22 protein-coding genes and 1 tRNA gene are annotated in these 25,448 nt (G+C 64.2%); 11 read left to right on the forward strand and 12 right to left on the reverse strand.

The window, feature by feature from the left end; genetic code table 11:
• Position 1 precedes the first annotated feature (1 nt).
• Positions 2 to 883, reverse strand: a complete 882-nt coding sequence (locus tag AC07RM_RS24780; protein ID WP_431511799.1) for a helix-turn-helix transcriptional regulator — start codon at positions 881 to 883, stop codon at positions 2 to 4.
• 269 nt (positions 884 to 1,152) lie between these two features.
• Between AC07RM_RS24780 and AC07RM_RS24785 the strand changes: the two genes are divergently transcribed.
• The 8 genes from AC07RM_RS24785 to AC07RM_RS24820 all read left to right on the forward strand — a co-directional run bounded on the left by AC07RM_RS24785 (position 1,153) and on the right by AC07RM_RS24820 (position 8,989).
• Positions 1,153 to 2,805 carry an LVIVD repeat-containing protein gene (locus tag AC07RM_RS24785; protein ID WP_495336254.1) on the forward strand — a complete coding sequence of 551 codons (1,653 nt, stop codon included), beginning with the start codon at positions 1,153 to 1,155 and terminating at the stop codon, positions 2,803 to 2,805.
• Positions 2,806 to 2,879: 74 nt separating this feature from the next.
• A complete protein-coding gene (locus AC07RM_RS24790) occupies positions 2,880 to 3,338 on the forward strand; it encodes a hypothetical protein (RefSeq protein WP_495336255.1) in 459 nt (152 codons plus the stop codon).
• A gap of 175 nt (positions 3,339 to 3,513) precedes the next feature.
• Entirely contained in the window at positions 3,514 to 5,172 is a 1,659-nt protein-coding gene (locus AC07RM_RS24795; RefSeq protein ID WP_495336256.1) for an LVIVD repeat-containing protein, read from the forward strand.
• 2 nt (positions 5,173 to 5,174) lie between these two features.
• Positions 5,175 to 6,497 (forward strand): hypothetical protein, encoded by a 1,323-nt coding sequence (locus AC07RM_RS24800; protein WP_495336257.1) that lies wholly within the window; start codon positions 5,175 to 5,177, stop codon positions 6,495 to 6,497.
• The gene (locus AC07RM_RS24805) at positions 6,497 to 6,730 is read left to right on the forward strand and encodes a hypothetical protein (protein ID WP_495336258.1); all 234 of its coding nucleotides are present in this window, start codon (positions 6,497 to 6,499) and stop codon (positions 6,728 to 6,730) included. Before AC07RM_RS24800 ends, AC07RM_RS24805 begins: the two co-directional genes overlap by 1 nt.
• On the forward strand, positions 6,730 to 8,190 hold the full coding sequence (locus AC07RM_RS24810) for a hypothetical protein (protein ID WP_495336259.1): 1,461 nt from the start codon (positions 6,730 to 6,732) through the stop codon (positions 8,188 to 8,190). The genes AC07RM_RS24805 and AC07RM_RS24810 overlap by 1 nt, the downstream gene beginning before the upstream one ends.
• 34 nt (positions 8,191 to 8,224) lie before the next feature.
• On the forward strand, positions 8,225 to 8,629 hold the full coding sequence (locus AC07RM_RS24815; protein ID WP_398493998.1) for a hypothetical protein: 405 nt from the start codon (positions 8,225 to 8,227) through the stop codon (positions 8,627 to 8,629).
• Positions 8,630 to 8,659: 30 nt separating this feature from the next.
• Positions 8,660 to 8,989 (forward strand): hypothetical protein, encoded by a 330-nt coding sequence (locus AC07RM_RS24820; RefSeq protein WP_093351860.1) that lies wholly within the window; start codon positions 8,660 to 8,662, stop codon positions 8,987 to 8,989.
• A gap of 29 nt (positions 8,990 to 9,018) precedes the next feature.
• On the opposite strand, the gene AC07RM_RS24825 is transcribed toward AC07RM_RS24820, so the two are convergent.
• The 7 genes from AC07RM_RS24825 to AC07RM_RS24855 all read right to left on the reverse strand — a co-directional run bounded on the left by AC07RM_RS24825 (position 9,019) and on the right by AC07RM_RS24855 (position 14,356).
• Positions 9,019 to 9,094 (reverse strand) — tRNA-Thr (locus tag AC07RM_RS24825).
• A gap of 82 nt (positions 9,095 to 9,176) precedes the next feature.
• Complete coding sequence (locus AC07RM_RS24830) at positions 9,177 to 9,767, reverse strand: ClpXP protease specificity-enhancing factor (RefSeq protein ID WP_208511607.1); 591 nt, start codon at positions 9,765 to 9,767, stop codon at positions 9,177 to 9,179.
• A gap of 45 nt (positions 9,768 to 9,812) precedes the next feature.
• Complete coding sequence (locus AC07RM_RS24835; protein WP_057596959.1) at positions 9,813 to 10,424, reverse strand: glutathione S-transferase N-terminal domain-containing protein; 612 nt, start codon at positions 10,422 to 10,424, stop codon at positions 9,813 to 9,815.
• A gap of 95 nt (positions 10,425 to 10,519) precedes the next feature.
• On the reverse strand, positions 10,520 to 11,308 hold the full coding sequence (locus AC07RM_RS24840; RefSeq protein WP_057596960.1) for a cytochrome c1: 789 nt from the start codon (positions 11,306 to 11,308) through the stop codon (positions 10,520 to 10,522).
• Between the two features lie 29 nt (positions 11,309 to 11,337).
• On the reverse strand, positions 11,338 to 12,774 hold the full coding sequence (locus tag AC07RM_RS24845) for a cytochrome b (RefSeq protein ID WP_093351863.1): 1,437 nt from the start codon (positions 12,772 to 12,774) through the stop codon (positions 11,338 to 11,340).
• Between the two features lie 14 nt (positions 12,775 to 12,788).
• Positions 12,789 to 13,406: a ubiquinol-cytochrome c reductase iron-sulfur subunit gene (gene petA, locus AC07RM_RS24850; RefSeq protein WP_093351864.1), complete on the reverse strand. Its 618-nt coding sequence runs from the start codon at positions 13,404 to 13,406 to the stop codon at positions 12,789 to 12,791.
• A 224-nt stretch (positions 13,407 to 13,630) separates the two neighbouring features.
• Positions 13,631 to 14,356, reverse strand: a complete 726-nt coding sequence (locus AC07RM_RS24855) for a LuxR C-terminal-related transcriptional regulator (protein WP_495336260.1) — start codon at positions 14,354 to 14,356, stop codon at positions 13,631 to 13,633.
• Positions 14,357 to 14,748: 392 nt separating this feature from the next.
• Here AC07RM_RS24855 and AC07RM_RS24860 point away from each other — a divergent pair, with 392 nt between their 5' ends.
• The 3 genes from AC07RM_RS24860 (at position 14,749) to AC07RM_RS24870 (ending at position 18,886) form a co-directional block, all read left to right on the forward strand.
• Positions 14,749 to 15,009 carry a hypothetical protein gene (locus AC07RM_RS24860; protein ID WP_490875227.1) on the forward strand — a complete coding sequence of 87 codons (261 nt, stop codon included), beginning with the start codon at positions 14,749 to 14,751 and terminating at the stop codon, positions 15,007 to 15,009.
• Positions 15,010 to 15,143: 134 nt separating this feature from the next.
• Complete coding sequence (locus tag AC07RM_RS24865; protein ID WP_495336261.1) at positions 15,144 to 15,773, forward strand: YjbF family lipoprotein; 630 nt, start codon at positions 15,144 to 15,146, stop codon at positions 15,771 to 15,773.
• Positions 15,770 to 18,886: a YjbH domain-containing protein gene (locus AC07RM_RS24870; protein ID WP_495336262.1), complete on the forward strand. Its 3,117-nt coding sequence runs from the start codon at positions 15,770 to 15,772 to the stop codon at positions 18,884 to 18,886. The genes AC07RM_RS24865 and AC07RM_RS24870 overlap by 4 nt, the downstream gene beginning before the upstream one ends.
• Positions 18,887 to 19,051: 165 nt before the next feature.
• Here AC07RM_RS24870 and AC07RM_RS24875 read toward each other — a convergent pair whose 3' ends face one another.
• The 4 genes from AC07RM_RS24875 to AC07RM_RS24890 form a co-directional block, all read right to left on the reverse strand.
• Complete coding sequence (locus AC07RM_RS24875; protein WP_495336263.1) at positions 19,052 to 21,061, reverse strand: polysaccharide biosynthesis protein; 2,010 nt, start codon at positions 21,059 to 21,061, stop codon at positions 19,052 to 19,054.
• 215 nt (positions 21,062 to 21,276) lie between these two features.
• A complete protein-coding gene (locus AC07RM_RS24880; RefSeq protein ID WP_495336264.1) occupies positions 21,277 to 23,532 on the reverse strand; it encodes a polysaccharide biosynthesis tyrosine autokinase in 2,256 nt (751 codons plus the stop codon).
• Positions 23,529 to 23,963 carry a low molecular weight protein-tyrosine-phosphatase gene (locus tag AC07RM_RS24885; RefSeq protein ID WP_495336265.1) on the reverse strand — a complete coding sequence of 145 codons (435 nt, stop codon included), beginning with the start codon at positions 23,961 to 23,963 and terminating at the stop codon, positions 23,529 to 23,531. Before AC07RM_RS24885 ends, AC07RM_RS24880 begins: the two co-directional genes overlap by 4 nt.
• Before the next feature lie 291 nt (positions 23,964 to 24,254).
• A complete protein-coding gene (locus AC07RM_RS24890) occupies positions 24,255 to 25,442 on the reverse strand; it encodes a DegT/DnrJ/EryC1/StrS family aminotransferase (protein WP_495336266.1) in 1,188 nt (395 codons plus the stop codon).
• Positions 25,443 to 25,448: the final 6 nt, after the last annotated feature.

The raw sequence follows: 25,448 nt of genomic DNA on the forward strand, positions 1-25,448 counted from the left end.
GCTAGACAGCGCAGCAGTTGCGGTACTCGAGCGCCGTGCGCCGCTCCACCTTCTTGAAGGTGTCGGCGAAGTGGCTGGGACTCGCGAAGCCGCAGCGCAGCGCGATGTCGGTCACCGGCAGCCGCGTGAGGTGCAGCATCTCCTTCGCATGCTCGATGCGCGCGCGGATCAGGTACTGGTGCGGCGTCACGCCGGTGCTGCGCTTGAAGGCGCGCAGGAAGGCATACGGGTCCATGTCGAGCAGCGCGGCCAGCGCGGTCAGCGACACGCCGATCTCGAGCCGGCCGCGGATGTGCTCCTTGACGCGCTCGAGCGCGGCCTTCGACAGCAGGCCCTCGGCCTGCGTCTCGCTCGCCGCGGCCGTGTGCGTCTGCCGCAGGTGCGCGAGCAGCGCGATCAGCAGCGTCTCGCCATAGCCGGGCCCCTCGGGCTGGCCGGTCTTCGCATCGGCATGCAGCGCGAGCAGCAGTTGCGCGATCAGCGGGCTCGACACGTTGCAGCAGGGCACCAGCGCGCGATCGCCGCCATCGCTTTCGCCGGCATTCTGGAAGTGGCGCGGATCGATGCTCAGCGTGAGCGCCTCGCACGGGTCCCAGGTGCGTCCCTTGATCTGCGCGCCGGCTGGCAGGATGCTGATGCCCAGCGGCTGCGCGGTCGCGGACCAGAAGCGCTCGTCGTGCAGGCGCATCTCGAAGCGCGTGGGGCCGCCGAGGTTGACCGAGACGCAGTGGCGGATCAGCCCGCCCTCGACGTTGTCCATCGGGTCGGCCTCCTCGTGCTCGAGGAGCATGCCTTCCCAGCGGGCCTCGAAGAGAAGCCTGCCGCAGCCGCGGTCGATGCCGACCGGCTGGCCGCGGCCCTGCACGCGCTGCCGAACGCCCATGGCCTGGTCCTTGTGGTTGTATGTTGTCTCCGGGCGGCGATGGTTTGCGAGCGGACTTACAGCGCGCTGACGGGTCGCCGACGCCGCGCCGCTGCAATTTTCCGGAAGCCGCACCGCCGCCGCGCGGGGCCGGCGCGGCGCGCATGCGCCTGCAATTCCCCGGAAGCGCCGAAACGCCCTGCCGCGAATACTTCTCCCACACGCAACAAAGCGCGGCGGCCTGCGCCGAGCGAACGGTGCGTGGATCACAACAACGGAGACACGCAGGAATGAAACGCGCAAGACTCATCGGCGGCGCCGCCTCGGCGACGGCACTTCTCATGGCATGCGGTGGCGGCAGCGGCGGGGGCGCGGTGCTGCCCATCCTGCCGCCGCCCAGCAGCGTGGCCGAGCCGCCCGCGGCACCGCCGCCACCCGCGGGGCCGCCGCCGCTCACGGTCGCGAAGGCCGTCTGCACCGAAGGCGGCACACCCGAATCGGCCCTGCAGGGCCAGGTGCCCGCGGCGATGCGCCAGGGCTTCAAGGGCTTCTCGTGCAACCTGCAGCTGGTGGGCCAGTTCGAGGGCGAAGGCGGCAACTGGTCGGCGGCGTCGTTCCGCGATCCGGGTGGGCGCACCTGCGCCTACCATGCGACCGCGTACCCCGTGGGCTTCGATGGCAAGCCGCGCGGGCGCGTGAACCCCGGCGTGCCGGTGATCGACATCACCGACCCGGCCGAGCCCTGGCGCAGCATGTCGCTCACCACGCCCGCGATGCTGGACCCGTGGGAATCGCTGCGCGTGAACGCGCGGCGCCAGCTGCTGCTGGCCGACAACGGCAACAACGGCAGCGTCTTCGCCGGCTTCGGCGGCGCGGAGATCGACATCTACGACCTGTCCGCCGACTGCCGCACGCCACAGCTGCTCGCGAGCATGGAGGTGGGCACGGGCAAGGACGGCGGCATCGTGCCGCCCGAAAGTCCCAAGGGGCACGAAGGCAATGTGTCGCCCGACGGGCTGACCTACTACATCGGCGACATCGCGACCAGCCGCTACCACGCCGTCGACATCACGAACTCGACCAAGCCGCGCATGGTGGCCTCGTTCGACATGAAGAGCGTGGACCTCGGCGGCACGCACGGGCTCTCGGTCAGCGAGGACGGCAAGCGCGCCTACGTGGTGTCGACGAACATCCCGACGGCCAGCGAGTTCCTGGACCCCGACGCGAAGACGCGCAACGGCTTCCTGATCCTCGACACCTCCGAGGTGCAGGCACGCGTGCCCAACGCGCAGATGAAGCTGATCTCGGCCACCACCTTCAAGGACGGCAGCGTGGCGCAGCACACCATCCCCGTGACCATCGCGGGCAAGCCCCACCTGGTGATGGTCGATGAAGGCGGCGCCGCGGGCCTGAGCGACACGGCCGCCGTCAAGCTCGCCTGCGAGGCGAAGATGGCGCCCTACCCGATGGCGCGCATCTACGACATCAGCGACGAGAAGAAGCCGGTGCTGGTGTCCAAGCTCATGCTCGAGACCCACGATCCCGCGAACTGCGACAAGGTGCTGCCCGACATCGCGGGGCTCTCGACCTTCACCTACGGCAGCCACTATTGCTCGGTCGACAACCGCAGCAACGGCACCGCACTGGCCTGCTCGTACTTCAACTCGGGCGTGCGCGTGTTCGACATCCGCGAACCCGCGCGGCCCAAGGAGATCGCCTACTACAACCCCGCGGGCGCGACCACGCCGCGCGCCGGTTCCTTCCACAGCCAGCTGTCGGTGGCCGGCAGCGGCGGGCCCGACTGGTGCGCGTCGCGCGCGGACTTCGATTTCGATCGCGGCCTGCTCACGACCATGTGCCAGGACAACGGGCTGCTGGTGCTGAAGTTCGCGAAGAACACCTGGCCCTTCGCGCAGAGCACGCCTTCGACCTTGCAGAACTGACGACGGATGGCGCGCGGCCATTGCAATTCGATGAATTGCAATGCCACGCGCATTCGTGATTGCATTTCTCCGCAATGGACAATGAGTCGTTGTTCGACTCTTCCATTGCAGACATGAAGAAAGCGCGCCTTGCCCTCCTTGCATCCATTCCCTTTCTCTTCTCGATCGCCACATCGGCCGGTCCGGCCGACGACGCGGGCCTTGTCGGCCGCTGGAAACGAACGAAGGACAACGGCGAGTGGGTCGTGTACGACTACAGGCGCGACGGGCGCCTGTTCCGGGCCACGCCTGCGCACACCGAGCTGGTGCCGTTCGGCCGCTACAGGCTGGCTGGCGACGTCATCCACTTCGAGGATTCGCCCGAGCACTACACGCCGGTGCGCTTCGTGGTCGAGGCGGGCAGCTGCAGCGGGCACACCGGTGCGACCTTGTTCCTCCACGACCAGGCCACGGGGGCAGCGTATGGCTGTTACTTCAGGATCGACCCGGCGCCTGCCGGGGATGAGTGTCGAGACATATCGCGCATTAATTAATGCTAGCAATTCAATAACAAATAATCCGAAACATCATCGTCATCCCTTATTCCTGCTCGCTATCGCAGTAAGAGTGCAGTAAGTGCCGATCTCAAGACTCCCCTGGAACCGGGCGCGATTCCCAATTCATGCGCATTCGAAGACGCAGTGCCCGGCTCATCGAAGGAGACAAACCATGAGATTCCAGGGACGACTTCCTGCCGTCGCCACCGTCGTGGCCACGGCATTCCTCGCGGCCTGCGGAGGTGGGGACGGTGGCACGGCGGTGCTGGCGTTTGCGCCGCCACCGTCGCTGCCCACGGGCATCGGCGAACCGCCGGCACCACCACCGGTCGCCGAAGCGCCGCCCCCGCTCACGGTGCCGAAAGCCGTGTGCGCCGAGGGCGATGCCCCCGAATCGGCCTTGCAGGGCCAGGTGCCCGCCGCGATGCGGCAGGCCGGGTTCAAGGGCTTCTCCTGCAACCTGAAGCTGGTGGGCCAGTTCGAGGGCGAAGGCGGCAGCTGGTCTTCGGCCTCGTTTCGCGATCCCGGCGGCCGCACCTGCGCCTACCACGCGACCGCATACCCCGTGGGCTTCGATGGCAAACCGCGCGGGCGCGTGAACCCCGGCGTGCCGGTGATCGACATCACCGACCCGGCGAGGCCCTGGCGCTCGATGTCGCTCGCCACGGCCGCGATGCTCGATCCCTGGGAATCGCTGCGCGTGAATGCGCGGCGCCAGTTGCTGCTGGCCGGCAATGGCCGCAACAGTCGCCTCGGCGGCCCGGAGATCGATGTCTACGACCTCTCGGCCGACTGCCGCACGCCGCAGTTGCTCGCGAACATGGAGGTGGGCACCGGCAAGGACGGCGGCATCCAACCGGCCCAGGGCCCGAAGGGACACGAGGGCAATGTCTCGCCCGACGGACTGACCTACTACATCGGCGACATCGAGGCCCGGCGCTACCACGCGGTCGACATCACGAACTCGACCCGGCCGCGCATGGTGGCCTCCTTCGACATGGCGCCCTCGGGCCCGGTGACCTCGCACGGCTTGTCGGTGAGCGAGGACGGCAAGCGCGCGTACGTGGTGTCGGTCGGCGCCCCCCAGCCCGGCGAGGTGCTCGATCCCGATGCGCAGACACGCAACGGCTTCCTGATCCTCGACACCTCCGAGGTGCAGGCGCGCCTGCCCGATGCGCAGATGAAAGTGATCTCGGCCACGACCTTCAAGGACGGCAGCGTGGCGCAGCACACCATTCCCGTGACCATCGGAGGCAAGCCGCACCTGGTGATGGTCGACGAAGGCGGCTCGGCAGGCCTGAGCGAGACCGCCAACGTCAAGCTGGCCTGCGAGGCGAAGCTTCCTCCCTATCCGATGGCACGCATCTACGACATCAGCGACGAGACCAAGCCCGTGCTGGTATCGAAGCTCATGCTCGAGACGCACGATCCCGCCAACTGCGACAAGCTGCTGCCCGATATCGCGGGCCTGTCGACCTTCACCTACGGCAGCCATTACTGCTCGGTCGACAACCGCAGCAACGGCACGGCGCTGGCCTGCTCGCACTTCAACTCGGGCATGCGCGTGTTCGATATCCGCAATCCCGCGCGGCCCAAGGAGATCGCGTACTTCAACCCCGCGGGGACGACGACCACACCCGCGGGCTCCAACCACCTCCAGCCGCGCGCGGCCGGTGTCGCCAGCCCCGACTGGTGCGCCTCGCGCGCGGACTTCGACTTCGACCGCAAGCTGTTGACGACCATGTGCCAGGACAACGGCCTGCTGATGCTGAAGTTCGCCCAGAACACCTGGCCCTTTGCGCAGAGCACGCCTTCCACGCTACAGAACTGACGATGACGCGAACACTGGATCGACATCTGCGCGCATGGACGGCCGCCGCCGCCATGCTGGCGAGCGGCCTGCCTCTGACAGCCGCCGCCTGGGAAGCCGACGTGCATTTCGGCCTCACGCGCTGGCTCGCGGTGCAGGCGGGCTTCAGCGCGCCGCAGGCCGAGGCGATCGCGACCGGCAACCAGCGCGTGGACTTCGGCGCGATGGAGACCATGCTGCTCGTGACCGAGTACGCCTGCACCGGCGCCGATGCCGAGGGCCGCGCGGAGGCGGCACGCGCGGCGCGGCGCCTGCACGCCCCCGGCGGCGGCGAGGCTTCGACCGAGGCACTGCGCACGCTGCTGCGCGACGCGGGGTCCAAGGCCGGATTGCTGCTGCTCAAGTTCGGCGAGGCGCTGCACCCGCTGCAGGATGCATCGGCCCACGAAGGGGCGGACGCGGCCGCGATCGGCGCGCCCGCCATCGCGGGACTGCCTTGCGATCCGCCGCCGCTGACCGCGGCATCGGGCGGCGAGCAAGCCCATCGCGCCGACCTCACCGCGGCGCGCCCGACCGCCGCGCTCGCGATGGCGCGCGCGAGCTTCGAATGGCTGCAGCGCTATCCACCGATCGCGGACGCAGCGCGCGTGGCCGCCGACTGGCCGCGCGTCGAGGCGCAGCTCGGTGGCTTCGTGACGGCCTCCACCAAGGCGGCGAAGGCCGCGTGGTTCCGCGAGCACGGCATGGAGGACACGGGCTTTCTCGAAGGCATCAGCCTGCCCGATGGCGCGCAGCCCTGGACCGCGACCTGGTCCGGACGCCGGCTGCCGCGGCTGCAGGCGGCGGCCTCCACGCAGCATGGCGTGCCCGAGGAGGTGCGCCGCTTCTTCGACGACTTCTTCGCGGCCTGGCTCGGCGACGGCGACCCTGCCGCCGCGCTGGGCCTGGCCAAGGGCGAAGGCACGCCCGCGCAGCGCGATCTCGCGGCGCGGCTGCGCCTGTGGCGCCTGCACGATCACGGCACCGCGGCCGCGCTCGCGCATGCGCCGTCCGCGCTCACGCGCGCGCAGCTGCAGCGCGTCGATGCGCTCGCACGCGACCGCTCTGCCTATGCGCGCTATCCGCGGCTGGCCGATGCCTTCTTCCCGCTGATGGCGATCGAGTCCTATGCGCCGCCGCTGCTGCCCTACATCGTGCGGCCGCTGCCCGCGCTCGCGGACGGCGAACCCCGGATGCTCGCGATCGCGAAGCTGCGGCACGCGCCCTACGACGAGTTGCTGCTGGTCGCGCAGCGCCGCGCGGGGCGCTGGTCGGTGGTGTCGCTGCAGGGCGTGAGGGACCACTGATGACGATGGATGCGGTGCAATGGATCGGCCGGCATGCGGTCGCGCTGATGCTGATCGTTGGATGGGCCGCGCTGGCGGGCCTGCTCGCGCTCGGGCTGGAGCGCGCGGACCGCGATGCGCGCTTTCTCTACCTGGTGGAGACGCAGGTCTGCCATGTGCCCGGGGCGGAGGCACCGCCCCTGGCCTTGTCGGCCGCGGCCCGCGTTGCCGACCCGCGGAAGGCTTCTCGCTGATGCGTTCGCTCGTCCGCTGGCGCCCCACCCTTCTTCTCGCCGCCACGGCCGTGCCGGGCCTCGCGTTCGCCCACTCCTTCGGCGTGCAGTACACGCTGCCGGTGCCGTTCTGGATGTATGCCTATGGCGCGACCGCGGCGCTGGTGTTGTCGTTCGTGATCGTGGGGATCTTCGCGGCCGTGCCGCCCGCGCGGAGCGAGGTCTCGCCGAACGCGCGCCGCGTGGGCACGCATGCCTTCGTCCCAGCCTTCGTCGTGCAGGGCCTGCGCGCCCTGTCGGTGGGCCTGCTCGTGCTCACCATCGCCTGTGGCTTCGTGGGCACCGACAACCCGTTCCGCAACCTCAACATGACCCTGTTCTGGATCGTGTTCGTGCTGGGCATGACCTATGCCACCGCGGTCGTCGGCGACCTGTTCGTGTTCTGCAACCCGTGGCGCGCGCTCTGCGAGCTGCTGCGCGCGCGTTGCGGCATGCACTTCGGCGGACGCATCGCCTATCCCGCGTGGCTCGCCTACTACCCGGCGCTGGCGCTCTACATCGCCTTCATCTGGATCGAGCTGTTCGGCCACAGCACGCCGCGGCAACTGGCGCTGATGCTCACCGCCTACACGCTGCTGACCGTGGCGATGGCCTGGCTCTTCGGCAGCGCGGCCTGGTTTCGTTATGGCGAATTCTTCGGCCTCTTTCTCTCGCTCGTGGGCCGCATGGCGCCGATCGCGTGGCGGCGCGCCGGCTGCCGCGGCGTCGCGCTGCGCTGGCGCCTGCCGCTGTCCAGGCTGCTCGAGCGCCATCCGACGCATGTGAGCCTGGTGCTGTTCATCCTGTTCATGCTCTCGTCGACCGCCTACGACGGCGCGCACGAGACCTGGCCCTGGAGCCGGCTGTTCTGGAAGACCCTCTATCCGCTGGTCGAGCCGGCCGTGAAGGCCCACAGCGCCCAGCCCTACGCGACCGCGGCCAGCCTGTTCCATGGCTGGCAATGGCTGGCGCTGTGCCTCTCGCCCTGGGCCTATCACGGCGTCTACCTGTTCTTCCTCGCGCTCACGCGGCGCGTGGCGGCCTCCGAGCTCTCCACGCGCGAGCTGGCCTGCCGCTTCGCACTCACGCTGGTGCCGATCGCCTTCGTCTACCACGCGACGCACTACTACACGATGCTGTGGTCCCAGGGCGCGCAGCTGCTGCCGCTGCTGTCCGATCCGCTGGGCCGGGGCTGGAACCTGTTCGGCACCGCAGGCGCCGCGATGCCGCCGCGCATCATCGATCTCAACATCGTCTGGCACACCCAGGTCGGGCTGATCCTGGCCGGGCACATCGCCAGCGTGGTGCTGGCCCATTCGGAAGCGCTGCGGATCTTCCGGCACACGGGCCGCGCGCTCGCGAGCCAGGTGCCGATGCTGCTGCTGATGGTCGCGCTGACGGCCGTGGGGCTGTGGATTCTTTCGCTGCCACTGGCGGGATAGGCGCCGAGTCCTTCTTCATTTCCCTGGAACCGCCATGAAATCCTCACTGGTCTACGCCTTCGGCGGCTTCGCCATCGTCGCGCTGATGGCGCTCGGCTATCTCGCGGCGCGGCCGTCGACCGACCCGGCCACGTCCGCCGCGGCCCCCGCGCGCACCGGCACGCAGTTCGAGGTGCGGATCGGCGCGGCCGCCGAGGCCGAGGGCACGCCGCTGCCGGTGCTGCCCGTCACGCGCGGCGACATCGTCTCGATCGCCGTGAGCTCGGTGCAGGCCGGCCAGCTGATGATCCACGGCTACATGCAGGAGATGGTGCCCGTGGCCGCGGGCCAGACCGCCACGCTGCGCCTCGCGGCGCTGCATGCCGGGCGCTATCCGCTGCACCTGCATGGCGACGACCAGAGCCACCGCGAAGTGGCCATTCTCGAGATTCGGCCGTGACGCCACGGCGTGTTGGCATACTCGGCCCCCATGACGGTCGAAACGGTGGGCGGCGAGCGCCCCTATGTCATCGAAGTGCAGGGAGAGGAAGTCACCGTACAGGACACGATGGTGGCCGGCTTCACCTATCGCATCCAGCTCGAGTCGCAACTCGGCACCTCGGCGCGGGTGGTCCAGTGCTTCAAGGCCTGGACCCGGCTGCAGCGCGAAGGCGCCGCGAACCTGCAGGGACCGGAGCTGGAGCACGCGGCCGCTTGGCTCGAGGCGCATCGGCAGGCGCGCTGGCAGGCACGGCGCTTCTTTCTCGTGCCGAGCGCGAAGACCTTCGTGCTGCGGCTGCGCGAACAGCCCAAGCGCTGAGCGGGCCGGCGCCGGACTGGAGGGGGTTTTGGTGCCGCTTGTCCGAATCGAACGGACGACCTTCCGCTTACAAGGCGGGTGCTCTACCAACTGAGCTAAAGCGGCCGAAAAAGAAAAATCTGCAGCGGATTCTAGTGGGGTGCCCACCAGGGTCCGGAAGCGGGTGCGTCTTGCAGGCCTGGGCCGGTTACTTGACGCGCTTGAGCGAAGGCCGTGCGCCGCCGCCGGCCGGAGGACGCGGCGGCTCGTCGGTCGGGTCGGCCTCGGGGCCATCGCCGATGTCGGTCACGTCGCTGCCCGCATCATCGGCCGTCACCAGGTGCACGACCCGGTTGGCCTCGCTCTCGCCACCGCCGCGCGAGGCATCGCGCAGCGCCGAACGCACCGGGCTCGCCGGCGCCGGCACGCCCGTGGCGGCCGGCGAGTCGAGTCCCATGCCGGTGTCGGCCGCGGGAGGCGGTGCGGGAAAGGCCATGCCCTGGCCGTTCTCGCGCGCATAGATCGCGATCACGCGGCCCACGGGCACGCTGATCTCGCGCGCCGTGCCCGCGAAACGGGCCTTGAACTCGATGAAGTCGTTGCCGAGCTTCAGCGAGCTGGTCGCGTCGAAACTGATGTTCAACACGATCTCGCCGTTCTTCACGTACTCGCGCGGCACCTGGACGGTGTCGTCGACCTGCACCGCGACATAGGGCGTGAACCCGTTGTCGGTGCACCATTCGTACAGCGCCCGGATGAGGTACGGGCGGGTGGAAGACGACTCGAGCGCGTTGATCATGAAGGACGGCGATGAAGCGAAGCGGAAAACGGACCTGCGCGAGGATTACTTGCGCATGACCTTTTCGGAGGGGGTCAGCGCTTCGATGTAGGCCGGGCGCGAGAAGATGCGTTCGGCGTACTTCAGCAGCGGCGCGGCGTTCTTGCTGAGGTCGATGCCATAGTAGTCCAGGCGCCACAGCAGCGGCGCAATGGCCACGTCGAGCATGGAGAAGTTGTCGCCCAGCATGTACTTGTTCTTGAGGAACACCGGGGCGAGTTGCGTGAGGCGGTCGCGGATGTGCGAGCGTGCCTTCTCGAGCGCCTTCTCGTTGCCCTTGGCGGTGCGGTTCTCGAGCGTGGACACGTGAACGAACAGTTCCTTCTCGAAGTTCAGCAGGAACAGGCGCACGCGCGCGCGGTCGACCGGGTCGCCGGGCATCAGCTGCGGATGCGGGAAGCGCTCGTCGATGTACTCGTTGATGATGTTCGACTCGTACAGGATCAGGTCGCGCTCGACCAGGATCGGGACCTGGCCGTACGGGTTCATCACGCTGATGTCTTCAGGCTTGTTGTAGAGATCGACATCGCGGATCTCGAAGTCCATGCCCTTCTCGAACAGCACGAAGCGGCAGCGGTGGGAAAAGGGGCAGGTCGTACCTGAATACAGCACCATCATGGCGAAAGACTCCTAAAAATCAAAAAGAGTGGGTTGCGTTGGCAACCCACTCCACGGGACCGGCGCACTTGACGCTCCGGTCGGCAAGGATGGAACTACTTGACGTCTTTCCAATACGAGGCGTTCAGTCGCCACACGAAAATCACCGACATCGACAGGAACAGCAGCACCCAGACACCGATGCGGATGCGCGTGTTCTGCGCGGGCTCGGCCATCCACTGCATGTAGCTCACCAGGTCGCCCACGGCGGTGTCGAACTGCAGCGGGGTCATGGTGCCGGGCGTGACCTGCTCCCACTTGCCGGTGAACACATCGGCCTCGTGGCCATGCTGCTCGACCTTGGCGTGGATCGGACGGCGCTCGCCCTGGAGCTCCCACAGCGGATTGGGCATGGCCACGCTCGGGAATGCGAGGTTGTTCCAGCCGGTCGCCTTGGTGTCGTCGCGGTAGTAGGTGCGCAGGTAGGTGTAGAGGTAGTCCGCACCGGTACCGCCGTGGCCGGCGCGCGAGCGTGCCACCAGCGTCAGGTCGGGCGGCGTGGTGCCGAACCATTCCTTGGCCTGGCGCGCATCGATGTTGGCCTTCATGGTCTCGCCGACCTTCTCGGTCGTGAACAGAAGGTTGTCCTTGATCTGCTGCTCGCTGATGCCGATGTCCTGCAGGCGATTGAAGCGCATGAAGGCGGCCGAGTGGCAGTTGAGGCAGTAGTTGACGAACAGCTTGGCGCCGTTCTGCAGCGCGGCCACGTCGTTGGTCTTGTTCGGGGCCTTGTCCCAGGCGAGGCCGCCGGATTCGGCCGAAGCGGCTGTGGAGAAGGTCAGGCCAGAAGCCAGGCCGATGACCAGGCCCAGGGCCGCGAGCCAGCCGGAAATGCTTTTCTTCATCGTGTGTCTCTCGAGCTGTCTTGCGCTTTTCAATGGGCGGCGAAGGTCACGCGGTCGGGCACGGTCTTGAACTCGCCCTTGCGGCTCCACCACGGCATCAGCAGGAAGAAACCGAAATAGAACAGCGTGCCGATCTGCGAGATGGTCTGCGCGATGTCGAGCGCGAACGAGCCGATCACGAGGTTGCCCCAGACGCCGGGCGGCTGGATGCCGAGGTAGCCCAGGATCAGGAAGAAGAAGACGAACACGCCGTACACGTACTTGTGCCAGCTTGGACGGTAGCGGATCGACTTGACTTCGCTGTGGTCGAGCCACGGCAGGAAGAACAGGATGATGACCGAGCCGCCCATCACGACCACGCCCCAGAACTTGGCATCGAAGGTCTTGAGCAGAAAGATCGCCACGGCGGCCACGACGATGATCGCGACCTTGAGCGCCACGCCCGACTTGCCCTTGACGAAGTTCCAGATCGCGGCCGCGCCGATGATCAGCGCGAACACGTTGACCATGTCGTCGGTGGTCGCACGCAGCATCGAATAGAAGGGCGTGAAGTACCAGACCGGCGCGATGTGGTTCGGCGTCTTCAGCGAATCGGCCGGGATGAAGTTGTTGTACTCCAGGAAGTAGCCACCGGCTTCGGGGGCGAAGAAGATCACCGCCGAGAAGATCGTGAGGAACACCACCACGCCGAAGATGTCGTGCACCGTGTAGTACGGGTGCGACGGGATGCCGTCGAGCGGATGGCCGTCGGGACCGCGCTTGGCCTTGATCTCGATGCCATCGGGGTTGTTCGAACCCACTTCGTGCAGCGCGATCAGGTGGGCCACCACCAGACCGAGCAGCACCAGCGGCACGGCGATCACGTGGAAGCTGAAGAAGCGGTTCAGCGTGGCGTCGCTCACCACGTAGTCGCCACGGATCAGCAGGGCCAGGTCAGGACCGATGAACGGGATGGCGGCGAACAGGTTCACGATCACCTGGGCGCCCCAGTAGGACATCTGGCCCCAGGGCAGCAGGTAGCCCATGAAGGCTTCGGCCATCAGGCACAGGAAGATCGCGCAGCCGAACACCCAGATCAGCTCGCGCGGCTTGCGGTAGCTGCCGTACATGAGGCCGCGGAACATGTGCAGGTAGACCACCACGAAGAACGCGGAGGCCCCCGTCGAGTGGATGTAGCGGATCAGCCAGCCCCATGGCACGTCGCGCATGATGTACTCGACCGATGCGAACGCCTGGTTCGCGTCGGGCTTGTAGTGCATGACGAGGAAGATGCCGGTGACGATCTGGATCACGAGGACCAGCATCGCCAGCGAGCCGAAGATGTACCAGAAGTTGAAGTTCTTCGGCGCGTAGTACTTGCCCCACTGATCGTTCCAGAGCTTGGTCAGCGGGAAACGGTTGTCGACCCAGTTCAACAGCTTGGCGCTGGCCGGGGCGTTGGGGGAGATTTCGTGGAATTCAGCCATGTTCTTCTTCTGCCTCAGGCCTTCTTGGAGTCTTCACCGATCAGGAGCTTGGTGTCCGACAGGTACATGTGCGGCGGCACAGGCAGGTTGTCGGGCGCGGGCTTGTTCTTGAAGACGCGGCCGGCCAGGTCGAACGTGGAACCGTGGCAAGGGCAGAGGAAGCCGCCTTCCCAGTCGTTGGGCAGCGAGGGCTGCGGGCCGGACTGCAGGCGGTCCACCGGCGAGCAGCCGAGGTGGGTGCAGATGCCGACCACGACCAGCACGTCGGGCTTGATCGAGCGGTGCTCGTTCTGGGCGTACTTGGGCGTGAATTCGTCGGGATGACGCTTGGACTGCGGGTCCGCGAGCTGCGCATCGAGCTTCGGCAGCTCGGCGATCTGCTCCGGGGAGCGCTTGAGGATCCAGACCGGCTTGCCGCGCCACTCGACGGTGACTTTCTCGCCGACCTTCAGGCCGGAGATGTCGACCTCGACGGCAGCGCCGGCGGCCTTGGCCTTTTCGGAGGGCTGGAACGTGCTGACAAAGGGAATCGCGGTGGCCACGCCTCCCACTGCACCGGCACAGCCGGACGCGATCAACCAGGTCCGCTTGCTTGTGTCGATCCGGGGGGAGCCGGCGGTCATGTCACTCATGGGGATCCTCTATCTTCTTCGCTGGAGCAGGGTCAACCGACGATTGTAGCGGGGCGCAACGTGCGAATTCAACGGTTGCAAGACCGCGCGGTCGCGCGAATGACGCTCCGATCCGACATCGGCGGGGCGCCGTCCGCGTGTCATCGACGCTTCGTCGATGGACGGAACGAGCGCGCGCGAAAGCGCCCGCGGCTTGGGACCGCGGGCGCTTCACGAGGGGAGATTCAGTTCAGCAGGCCGTGCTGCATCGCTTCGCGAACGGCTTGCGTGCGCGACTTGACCGCGAGCTTGCGGTAGATGCTCTTGGCGTGGAACTCGATCGTGTTGATCGAGAGATAGAAGGCCTCGGCGATCTGGCGATTGCTCCAGCCCTGCGCGATCAGGTTCAGCACCTTGAGCTCGCTGACCGAGAGCACCGACTTCGGCGCCTCGGTTTCGGCGGCGGCCGACGGCACTTGCGTGCTGCTGGTGGCCGGCGCGCGGCGCGCGGTGCCGAACATGCGCTCGAGCACGCAGCGCGCGACGCGGGGATCCATGGCCGCACCGCCGCGCTCGAGCGAGCGCAGCAGGAAGACCAGCTCGGTATCGAGCGCATCGGTGAGGAGGTAGCCCGCCACGCCGGCCGAGACCGCGGCGCGCACGCGCTGCGTATCGGGCAGGGCCGAGACGGCGATGCGCTCCATGTGCGGATGCGCCTCGCGCAGATGCAGGATGGTCGAGACGCCGCCGTCCTCGGGCAGGTCCATGCCGACCAGCGCCAGCGAGCAGGAACTGCGCGCCAGGATCTCGCGGGCCTGGGCGCAGGAGCGGGCGACCAGCACGCGGGCTCGGGGCTCGAGCACCGACACCACGCTGCGCAGACGTTCGGCCACCTGAAGATCGTCATGGACGATCAGCACGCTCTGGAACTTCGAATTCCTCGCCATCACGCTGGCGTCGGTCTTTTCCAACAGAATTTCCACCTTGAGTCTCCCGGTGCGGCAACTGGGTTGCGGGTCTGAAAAAAGTTAACGTTGGTTTACGCAAACGCAGGATCGATGCCTGCGTGGATCGCCGCAGCCGGCAACCGGAGTTCACGACGACTAAGCGGTTGATTTCATTAGTCTTTTTTCAGGAGGATTTGCTCAACCGCCCCCGGAACACGGTGGATTTCGGGCGTTTCGGAGGCCTCGTTACGGCCGACGTCACGCCTGTCGCTACGTAACATCAGATGTGTAACCTTTTTCACGGACATGGCCCGCACCGGGTAACAAAGAAGAAACCGAGTGCAAACGGGTTGCGACCCACTTTCAATGCTGCTACTCTCGAATCGATTGCATAAAAATCTTTGAGAGGATCCCTTATGAAAACCAACCAACTGGTTGCAGCTGTCGCTCTGTCCGCCCTGGCGGTTTCGTCTGTGTTCGCTCAGACCGCTCCTGCTGGCGGCACCAACGCCACCAACAATGCGCAAGGCAGCTTCACGACTGAAGAGAAGATCGCTGCCGGTGCAGGCGCGGCTCTGTTCGTCGCTGCCGTCAGCGGCAATGGTGGCAATTCGGGCGGCGGCTTCGGCCTGATCCCCGGCACCGGCACCACCGGTACGACTGGCACCACGCGCTGATGCCGCGAGCCCTCCTTGACGGAGGGCATTCGCTGAAAAGTCCCCGCGTCGGTATCGCCACGCGACTTATAAAATGTTGCCTTTTGGCAACGTTTTTTTTGGGCGTTGGCGGTTGTTCTTCCGGTTCTTCCGCGATGCTGGATACAGCACGCGCCCTCTATCGAGGGCAATCATCGGCCCCGCCGCCGACTTTCAACCCCAATTTCGCCTACCTGCGCGCCAACATCTCGGGCCGCACCGTTTACATGGTGCTTGGCTACCTGGATCAGCGACCCGAGGGCGCTGTCGAAGTCTGGTACAGCGGCGGCGGCGAAGTCATTCGGCTGTTGAATGGCCGTCTGATCGGCACCACCGGGCTTTCCACGGACTGGCGCGCGGTTCGCATTGCCGACTGGCCCGCATGGCCCACCACAGCCTCGAACGCCGGCAGCGCTCCCGTGCAGCGCTACGAACGCGAGCGCGACGTCATGCCTGGCTATCGCTTCGGCATCAACGACGAAATCACCCGCATCTCCATACCGGCACCCGGCGACAGCGCGATTGCCGGCACGGATCCGAAGTCGCTGCAGTGGTATGAGGAGCGCAGCGTCTCGCGCCCGGCGAACGCCTCTCTTCCTGCCGCCCGGTTCGGAATCTCGAACAAGACAGGCACACCTGTTGTCATCTATTCCGAGCAGTGCATCTCCAACAATCTGTGTATGAGCTTCGAGCGCTGGACACCCCCCACGCCGGCAGCCGGCGCCCCGGCGAGCGCTGGGACATGACCTCGCGAGGTCCGCACCACCGGCATTCCCACTGGCCTCGTCATATCGCGGCGGCATGCGCGCTGATCGTCACTTGCAGCGCCTGGGCGCAGCAACCCAATCCGGCGCCGTCAAGCGGCCAGGCCCCTCGCTCAGACGCCGATGTTCGCGCCGGCGAACGCTTCAGTACATGGTTGCTCCGGCAACCGCCGGAGACGGCCTCTCCGGGGCTTTCGTGGCGCGTTCCAGAGGAGCGGCTGGCCCAGCAGTTTCTGAAGAACACTCTGCTGGTCCGCCTCGAGGCGGAAGCTCGCCGCGCCCCGCGCGAGAACCAGGTCGACCGGCTGGCGCTGATCACTTGGCTGCAAGGCCTGCCCGTGACCGGCCGCGTGGCCCTCGGCATCGTCGATCCCCGCTGGCTCGAGACGCATCCCGCGGAGGATCCCGTCCTGTCAGCCGGCCAGCAATTCGTGCCGGGCCCGCCTGAACTGAAGACCATCGCCCTGGTGCGTCCCAACGGCGAGCTCTGCCATGTCCGCCATGAGGCCGGCCGCAGCGCCTGGGACTATGCCAAGGCCTGCGATCTTCCCGCCGCCGATTGGGCCTGGGTGGCGCAGCCCGATGGTCGCACTGCGCGCGTCGCAGTGGCGCCCTGGAATGCGCAACCATCGGACGAACCCGCGCCTGGATCCTGGATCTGGGCTGCGCCGCGAGCGATGCCGGATCTGGTCGCGGCGTCGGAGGGGATGATCAAATTTCTGGCGACCCAGGGCCCCTCGCCCCAGGTGCTGGATGCCGCGGCGCTCGATGCTGTTGCGTTGGTCCCCGCCGCCGACAAGCACACGCCGCTGACCACCTCCCTCGACGCACGCAAAGGCGTCGACGCAACCCACTACGCGCTCGTGCGCTCGGTGCTGCCCGAGCCGGTGCCCACGCCCAAGGTCTTCAGGACCAGCGCCAACGATTGGGGCGAAACCGGCCTGCTCCAAACGCCCACGGCCCGCATGGGCGAGCTCGGGGACTTCCGGCTCTCGCTCACCAATGTCTATCCCTACTCGCGGCTGAACTTCATGTTCCAGCCGCTGGACTGGCTCGAAGCGGGCTTTCGCTACACCTCGATCAGCAACCAGGCCTACGCCGCGAGCACCACAGGCCAATCGAACAAGGACAAGAGTATCGATTTCAAGGTCCGGCTCGCCAAGGAGTCGGCCTACGTGCCGGAGCTCGCTCTCGGATTCCGCGACTTCGGCGGTACCGGCTTGTTCTCATCCGAATACCTCGTCGCCAGCAAACGCTACGGCGACTTCGATTTCAGCCTCGGTATCGGCTGGGGCTACATGGGCAGCAGCGGCAACATCAAGAATCCGCTGATTGCCATCAGCAGTCGCTTCAGAACACGCCCCGGCAGCACAGCCACTACCGGCGGCCAGGCCAACTTCAACAGCTTCTTCCGCGGACCTGCCGCGCTTTTCGGCGGCGTCGAATGGCGTACTCCCTGGGACCCGCTGACCCTGAAGCTCGAATACGACGGCAACGACTATCAGCACGAGCCTTCGGGCATCAATCAGCGCCAGCGCACCCCTTTCAATGTGGGGCTCGAGTACCGCTACGCGCCCGGGCTGTCGTTCTCCCTGGGATTCGAGCGCGGCGACAAGGTCATGCTGGGCGTATCGCTCTCGACCAATCTCGCCAAACTCCAGTCTCCCAAAGTGGCCGATGCGCCGCTGCCGCGCTTCACGCCCGATGCACCCAAGGCGCCACCTGGTTGGCCGACCACCGCAGCCGACATCGAGGCCCGCACCGAATGGACCGTGCAGCGCATCGCCCCGCAAGACGACAAGCTGCATGTCTGGATCAGCGAGAGCCTGACGGTCTATCGCGAAGCGCGCGTCGAGACCATCACCGCGTTGCTGCATCGCGATGCGCCAGCGTCGATCAAGTACTTCGTCCTCCACTACCGCGAACGCGGGCTCTCGCTGCATGCGCAAGTGATCAATCGCGACGAATGGGTCAACGAGCACTATAGGGCAATGACGCCGAGCGAGAAGCGTGCTGTCGGCCAGCGCGAATACGCGCCCAACGTGGACAGCAGCGAAGACATGCAGCCGCTGCGAGCAGTGGCTGCCACGGCGGCAAGCGCATCCGTCAATGCGCCGCAGAATGCGGGGAATGGCTCGCCGACCGGTGTCGCCACCACCACAGCTGCAACGGCCACGCCGCCGATGGCACCATGGGAACGCAAGCGCGAACGCTACACCTTCGGCATCACGCCCAGCACCTCGCAGATCGTCGGTGGGCCAGACGCCTTCCTGCTCTACCAGATCGGCATTCAAGCAGTTCTCGAGTACCGGTTCACCGACAGCACTTGGTTCAACGGCGCCCTCAACTGGCGCATGTTCGATAACTTCGACAAGTTCAGCTATACGGCGCCCAGCAATCTGCCGCGCGTACGGACCTTCCAGCGTGAGTACGCCACGACGAAACGGCTCACCCTGCCGGTGTTCCAGCTCACGCATGTGGGCCGTCTGGCAGAGGATCAGTACTACAGCGTCTACGGCGGCGCGCTCGAGCCCATGTTTGCAGGCGTCGGCGCCGAATGGCTCTATCGCCCGTCACGCAGCCGTGTCGCTTTCGGCATCGACATCAATCATGTACGCCAGCGCGACTTCGCCCAGGACTTCGGCCTGCGCGACTACAAGGTCAACACGGGCCACGCCACGCTGTACTGGGACACGGGCTGGAACGGCGTTCGCGCGACCGTCAGCGTGGGCCAGTACCTCGCTGGCGACAAGGGCGTCACGCTCAACGTCAGCAAAAGCTTCGACAACGGCGTCGTGCTCGGTGCTTATGCAACCAAGACGAACGTGTCTTCGCGAGAGTTTGGCGAAGGCAGCTTCGACAAGGGCATTTACGTGGCGGTGCCTTTCGACGCCTTCCTGCCGAAGTCGAGCAAGTTCACCGCGGCCTTCAATTGGTCGCCGCTCATTCGGGATGGTGGTGCGAAGCTGGGCCGGATCAATCCGCTGTACGACATGACTTCGATCAGGGATCCCAAGGCTTTCTCGGTCGGGGCGCCGGAGAGCAATCCGCCGCGGGCGGGGGACAATATTCTGAACTTCGAGGGTGCTCGCTGAGACGGAAGATGTGCTACCTCAGGCTGAGGAGCAGGCAAAGCACCGTGGTCCTCTCCGCAGCATGCTCGAAGGTATTCACATCAGAAACAAGGCCGCCCATTGCTAATGCAATGGGCGGCCTTGTCGCTTGCCGTCAGTCGTCCTGAGTGGATCAAGCAATCCGATTCAGGCCACCAGAACGGCTCCGGCAACCCGAGTCGAGCTATCCAGCAGTACCTCATCACCAACGATGTTCGAATCTTCATCGACGTCACGCAACAGCACCGCGTTTGCCGAGTGCCTTTCTAGATGCACCCAGTCGACCACCTCCGCATGCGGTTGGTATCCAGGCAGCATCTGCGCCAGCGCATGCTTGAGTGCTGGCACATCGTTGCGATCGAGGATGGCTCCCAACATTGCGAACTGCCGCCATAGCTCCTCGGCCGGTGGGCAAGGCTCGTGGGCCTTCATCACCCGAGAGTGACTGGTCTGCATCGCGTTGTTCCCGATGAGAAGTTCTTCATAAAGCTTTTCACCTGGTCGCAGGCCTGTAATGCGAAGTTCGATGTCTCCGTCAGGGGCGTTCTCGTCGCGAACGGTTCGCCCCGAAAGCTCCACCAGTCTTCGGGCCAAATCGATGATCCGAACCGGCTCACCCATGTCGAGAACGAAGACGTCTCCGCCTTGCGCCATGGCGCCAGCCTGGATCACCAGTTGCGCCGCCTCGGGGATCGTCATGAAATAACGGGTGATGTCAGCGTGCGTCAGGGTAATCGGACCACCGGCCTCGATCTGCCGGCGGAACAGCGGAACCACAGAACCACTGGAGCCCAGCACATTGCCGAAGCGCACCATCGAAAAGCAGGTGCCCGAAGGTTGTTGTGCCAATCCTTGCAAAGCAAGCTCGGCCAAGCGCTTGCTGGCTCCCATGATGTTGGTCGGCCGCACCGCCTTGTCGGTACTTACCAGCACGAATCGGCGAACTTGACACTCCATCGCGACTTGGGCCGCCATGAGCGTACCCAGTGAATTGTTTCGCACCCCTTCAACGGGGTTGTGCTCCACGAGCGGTACATGCTTGTAGGCGGCCGCGTGATAGACGGTATCGGGCCGCCAAGTGCGCATGATCTCGCGCAGACGCGCCGGATCACGCACCGAAGCCAGGAGGGGAATCACTTGGACATCGGGGCACATCGCCTCCAATTCTTGATGGATCGCGTAAAGCGCGAATTCCGTCAACTCCACCAATAGCAGCTTCGAGGGCGCAAGCTTGATGATCTGCCGGCAAAGTTCGCTGCCGATCGAGCCGCCAGCGCCAGTGACCAGCACCACTTGATGCCGTATGTGCTTGTGCAACAGATCGTCGACCGGCGCGACAGGATCACGGCCCAGCAGATCCTCGATATCGACTTCGACCAGATCGTGAACCTGCACGCGGCCATTGGCCAGATCTGCGAGCGCGGGCAGCGTGCGCACGTGCAGATGAAGCGGCAACAGATCATGCAGGATCTCCGCGCGCCTTGCCCTGCTCGTGGAGGGCATTGCCAGCAAGACATCCGAAATTCCGAGCATTGCGGCGTTATCCCGCAACCAGCCCGGCGGTTGAATTCTGACGCCGTTGAGAGTACTGCCGTGAAGGTGCTTGGCATCATCGATGAAGGCTCGCACCAGCATGTCGCGACTTTGCGCGAGTGCAGCTGCGAGTTGCAGCCCCGCACCGCCAGCCCCATAGATGACGACCTGAGGCAATGACTTGCGCTGGACCGCACTCATATACATGCCACCGAGCCAGTAGCGCGCAAGCATGCGCAGTCCGCCGATACACATGAAGAGCAGCAGCGGAACCACCAGTCCGACTGTGCGCGGCACGGTGCTGATGCCGACGAGCGTGAAGAGCGCAGCATAGGCCAGCCCGAACAACGCACACGCTCGCAGGATAGCCAAGACCGCAGGCGCGCCCGCATATCGGAATATCGCGCGGTATAGACCAAACACAGTGAACAACGGGAGCGCAATCAGCGCCGCTATCGCCGCAGCCCACCATTGTGATCCGCGAGGGAGCATCCATTGTTCAAAACGAAGGCTCAACGCAAAGCAGACGCACAGCACGCACACGAGCGCGTCCACGCACAACGCCAGTAACCGTTTGGCAGGTCTAGGCAGCCCGAGCAACTGCTCTGCCAGACGATTGATCACGCAGGAACTCCTACCCGAGTCACACCCGGACATTGCGGAGGATTGTGCCCCTCATGCCGCATATCACTCTTCACCCTCAAGAAATTTGATTGTTAGAAAGTGTACTAACTACCACGTTTGTAGACGACCCCTCAAAAGACATAGGAGGTTCGCTCCCCAACGAGGGAGAGGTAAGCGCCCCGTGCCTGAAGCCAGTGCTCACCACTCTAACAACTTCAATCCGCTTGTTTGTACTTGTATTCTGTATAGCGGTAGCCGCCGTACTTGTATCCATAGCTGCCGTAGTGCCTGCGCGAAAGGTCCATTCCGTTGAACACAACCCCGCTCACGCGTTGATTGGCGTGTGCCAACCGCTTGACGCTCTCGCTAAGTTCACCGATTTGAGTCAATCCGTCGCGAGCAACCAGCAAGATGGCACCAACATGGGCAGACACTGCCGCCGCATCAGCAGCCACAAGAACAGGAGGGCTGTCGATCACAACCAGATCGTACCGCTGTGATGCTCCGTCCAAGATGTCTCCCAGGGCCGACGACAGCATCATGTTGGCCGGGTTGAAGGGGTAATTTCCAGTCGTAAGAACGTCGAGGTTCGGAAGCACCTGCGGATGGATGGCCTGCTCAAAAGCCATGTCTCCAGCCAAGACATCTGCAAGACCGCCCTGACGCGAAAGACCGAAGGACTTGTTGATATGACCTTTGCGCAAGTCCGCATCGATCAGCAGCACCCGCTTGCCGGCCTGAGCCATGATGACAGCGTAGTTGCTCGAAACAAAGCTCTTGCCAACTCCCGGCGTTGCGCCGGTTACCAATACTCGATTGCTTCCAGACTCCATCAACGCAAGTTGTAGAGAAATGCGTAGATTTCTCAAACTTTCAATGGCAAGGCTTTCAGGCGCGGTCACGGCCAGGACCTGAGCTCCGCCGGCGCCAGTGGCGATCAGTTGCAGAAGGGCATCCTGTTCGAGTGCTTGCGGTACCACCGAGTAGACGCTCAACCCCAGACGATCTTCGATCTCTTGCGGATTGTGAATACCACTGGCCATCTTGCTGCGCACAATCGCCAGCGCAATGCCGGACAATAGCCCCAACACCAATGACAACGCGACCACAAGCGGCTTTTGCGGCTTCACAGGCCTTTTGGGCTCAGTTGCTTTGTCAAGCAAGCGAACATTACCCACCTTGCCCTCTTTCACAAGCCGCAGTTGAAGCGAACTATTGAGAAGCGACTTGTAGAGCTCCCCGTTAACCCGTACATCTCTCTCAAGACGCAGTGCATCGCGTTGAAGTACGGGCATTGCACTCACTCGGCGATCTACACCATCGAGCTCGTGCCGGAAGGCCGCAATCTGACCATCGATGACCCGAACCTTGGGGTTCGTTTCAGTGAAACGGGAAAGAAGGTCGCGGCGAAGCTGCTCCGACTCAAGCAGCTTGGATTGCAACTGCACGGCCTGACCGAGAATCGCCTTGGCCTCTTCATCAAAAGCAATCGTGCCGTTTTTATTTCGAAAATCCGCATACGCGTCTTCCGAATTTTCGAGTTGCTTTTTGAAGTCAGGCAATTGCTTATCAAGAAATTGCAGAGTTTTCTCTGCCTCCGCAGCCTTGCGATCTACATTCTGGCGCACATACTGCGTACCAATTTCGTCGAGAATGCGACGCAGCCTATCGCGATCACTGTCTTCCAATGTTGCGCTAATTACATTGGACTGCTTGCCCTGCTCATTGAGTTGTACGCGCCTTTGCAAATCTTCCGTGGTCGCCAGCAAAGACGCGCGCGAGACAAGAAATTGCGCACCAGGCTTGCCATCGAGTTGTGATACGAGCAGTTCGAGAACCCCTCCGGGCAATTGCTGGGTCAATACCTTCCCAATGCTCCCGGTTATTGGCTCATCAAGATCAGGATGCGTGAGAGTGTACTGGTCGTCAGACTGAGCGGTAATCGTAAAAGGAGCTTGATCCTCAAACACCGGAGGCACATCAAATTTTGCGATATTGATGACCTCCTTTCCAGAAACATATCCGCTCATCCCAAGAAATCCAGGCTCAGAGACCCCCTTGGCGCGTCGCGCAAGCCATTCCCCAATAATTGGTATGTAGCGTGGGCGTGCATGTATATAAAGCCGCGTGGCTTCCACTGCGCCACTCATGATCATGCGTGACCGAATAATTTGGATTTCACCGGATGCAGGTGTTTTTACATCGAACAAATTGGCCGTGTCGCCAAGAAAGTTCTTTGCATCTGGCGCAGAGTCTTCAACCTGAATCAAAAGGTTGGACTGATAGACCGGCGTGGAGAGCAATGCATATGCCACACCGAGCGCGACGGCAACAGCGGTGATGCCCGCCACCAGCCATCTGCGATCAATTAGTATGTCCAGATATTCTGACAAGCGAATGGCGTCGTCGTCGTCGTGCGAAGGCGCCGCAACACTAGCGGAAGAGGCAGATGAGGTAACGAAGGCGTTCATGAAAGTTTCTTTATGCGCTCGGTCCAGGCGTTCGCGCCGGCCTCGATGAGTTGCAGGGCTTGATCGAAGGCCGGTCGGCCCAAGCGATAGGGGTCGGGGATATCTACGCGGGCGACCTCACCCAAGCGAAATAACTTACCGCGGGCGAATGGATGACGCTGATTGACATGCAGACGCTGCTCTTCGTCCATGACCAAAATCAAGTCGGCTTCTTGGCACATCAGGGTGGTCAACTGTCGCGCACGGTGCGCCTCGATATCGATGCCTCGTTCAGCCATCAGGGCACGTGCCAAAGGATCCGCCGGCTGCCCTACGAGCGCACCAATACCAGCAGATCCGACCTTCAAGTGCGGCAATGCGGCAGCAATCAGCGCTTCGCCCATCGGACTACGACAGATATTGCCTATGCATACGACAAGTACGGACCTCATGGCGTGCGATAACCTGCGGATTTGAGGGCGGCTCGCAGCCGCGTTGAAGAATCAACCACAATAATTTGCGTCCCTGTTTTACATTTTAGTTGTTCACTGTCATGCGCTGACTTCGACAAAATCGACTTGTCAAGGTGTTCGATCGGTATAACTCTTGACAAGCTGTGCTGCCATAGCTCCAAGCAACAAGACATCTTCCGAGCGGGCTCCAGCCACACAATGGTCGGGGCAACTGCTTCGCAATGCGTGCATCGATATCGCTCCCTCAAAATCGTGCGCCCAGCATACCGTTCAAGCCGTCGCCTCCGCCAGCACCTCCGAGAGCACGCTGCAGCTCTTGTCGACCTCAAGGGATGTCAACGTTGGATGCACCAGGAACATAAGGCTCGTCTCACCGAGGACATGTGCGACGGGCAGCGGCTGCAACGGCCGCCAATTTGTGCCTTCGAACGCGCGTTCCAGGTACACCTCGGAGCACGACCCCTGATAGCAGGGAACGCCGTTTTCCTGAATGGCATCGATGATACGGTCACGCGTCCAGTTTTTCGCCAACCGCTCTGGTTGCACATACAGGTAGCACTTGTAGTGCGCATGAGCACTCCCGGCCGCGGCGCGGCTCGCGAAATCGGGAGTCCGAACTGCGGCATAGGGACGCGCCGCATTCCACAATGCTTGCGCATGGCGCGTGCGAATGGCCGTCCATTCCGCCATTCGCTGCAGCTGGATACGGCCAATAACGGCTTGAATCTCGAGCATGCGCCAATTGGTGCCGAAGCTCTCGTGCAACCAGCGAAAGCCTGGCGGGTGCTCGCGCTCGTATACGGCCTCGTAGCTCTTGCCATGATCCTTGTACTCCCACATGGCGCGCCACAGCAAATCATCGTTGGTGGTAACCATGCCACCTTCGCCGCCGGTGGTCATTACCTTGTCTTGGCAGAACGACCAAGCACTTGCATGGCCGATGGATCCGACTGAACGACCTTTGTAGCGTGCACCGTGCGCCTGAGCACAATCTTCGATCACCTTGAAACCGTGCCTATCAGCCAGCACCATGATCGGATCCATGTCGCAGGGCCAGCCCGCCAGATGTACGCAAATGACAGCTTTGGTACGGGACGTGACAACCTGCGCAATGGTCTCGGCCGAAAGATTTCCGCTTTCCGCATCGACGTCGGCAAACACCGGCGTCGCCCCTGCATTCACAACGCAAGACACGCTGGCGATGAAGGTACGCGGTGTAACAACCACCTCATCGCCCGGGCCGATACCCATGCCCTTGAGGATTACATCCAGGGCCAGCGTGCCGTTGGCAAGTGCCAGCGCATGCCTGGTGCCCGCCCAAGCGGCGAACTCCTTTTCAAACATCCGGCATTCCTGCCCCGTCCAATAATTGACCCTGTTGGACAAGAGCACGCGCTGCACGGCATCGGCCTCTTCGACGGTGAAACTAGGCCAGGGGGAGAAAGGAGTGTTCAACACAGAGGA

The sequence above is a fragment of the Variovorax sp. GW821-FHT09B05 genome, from assembly GCF_059418265.1.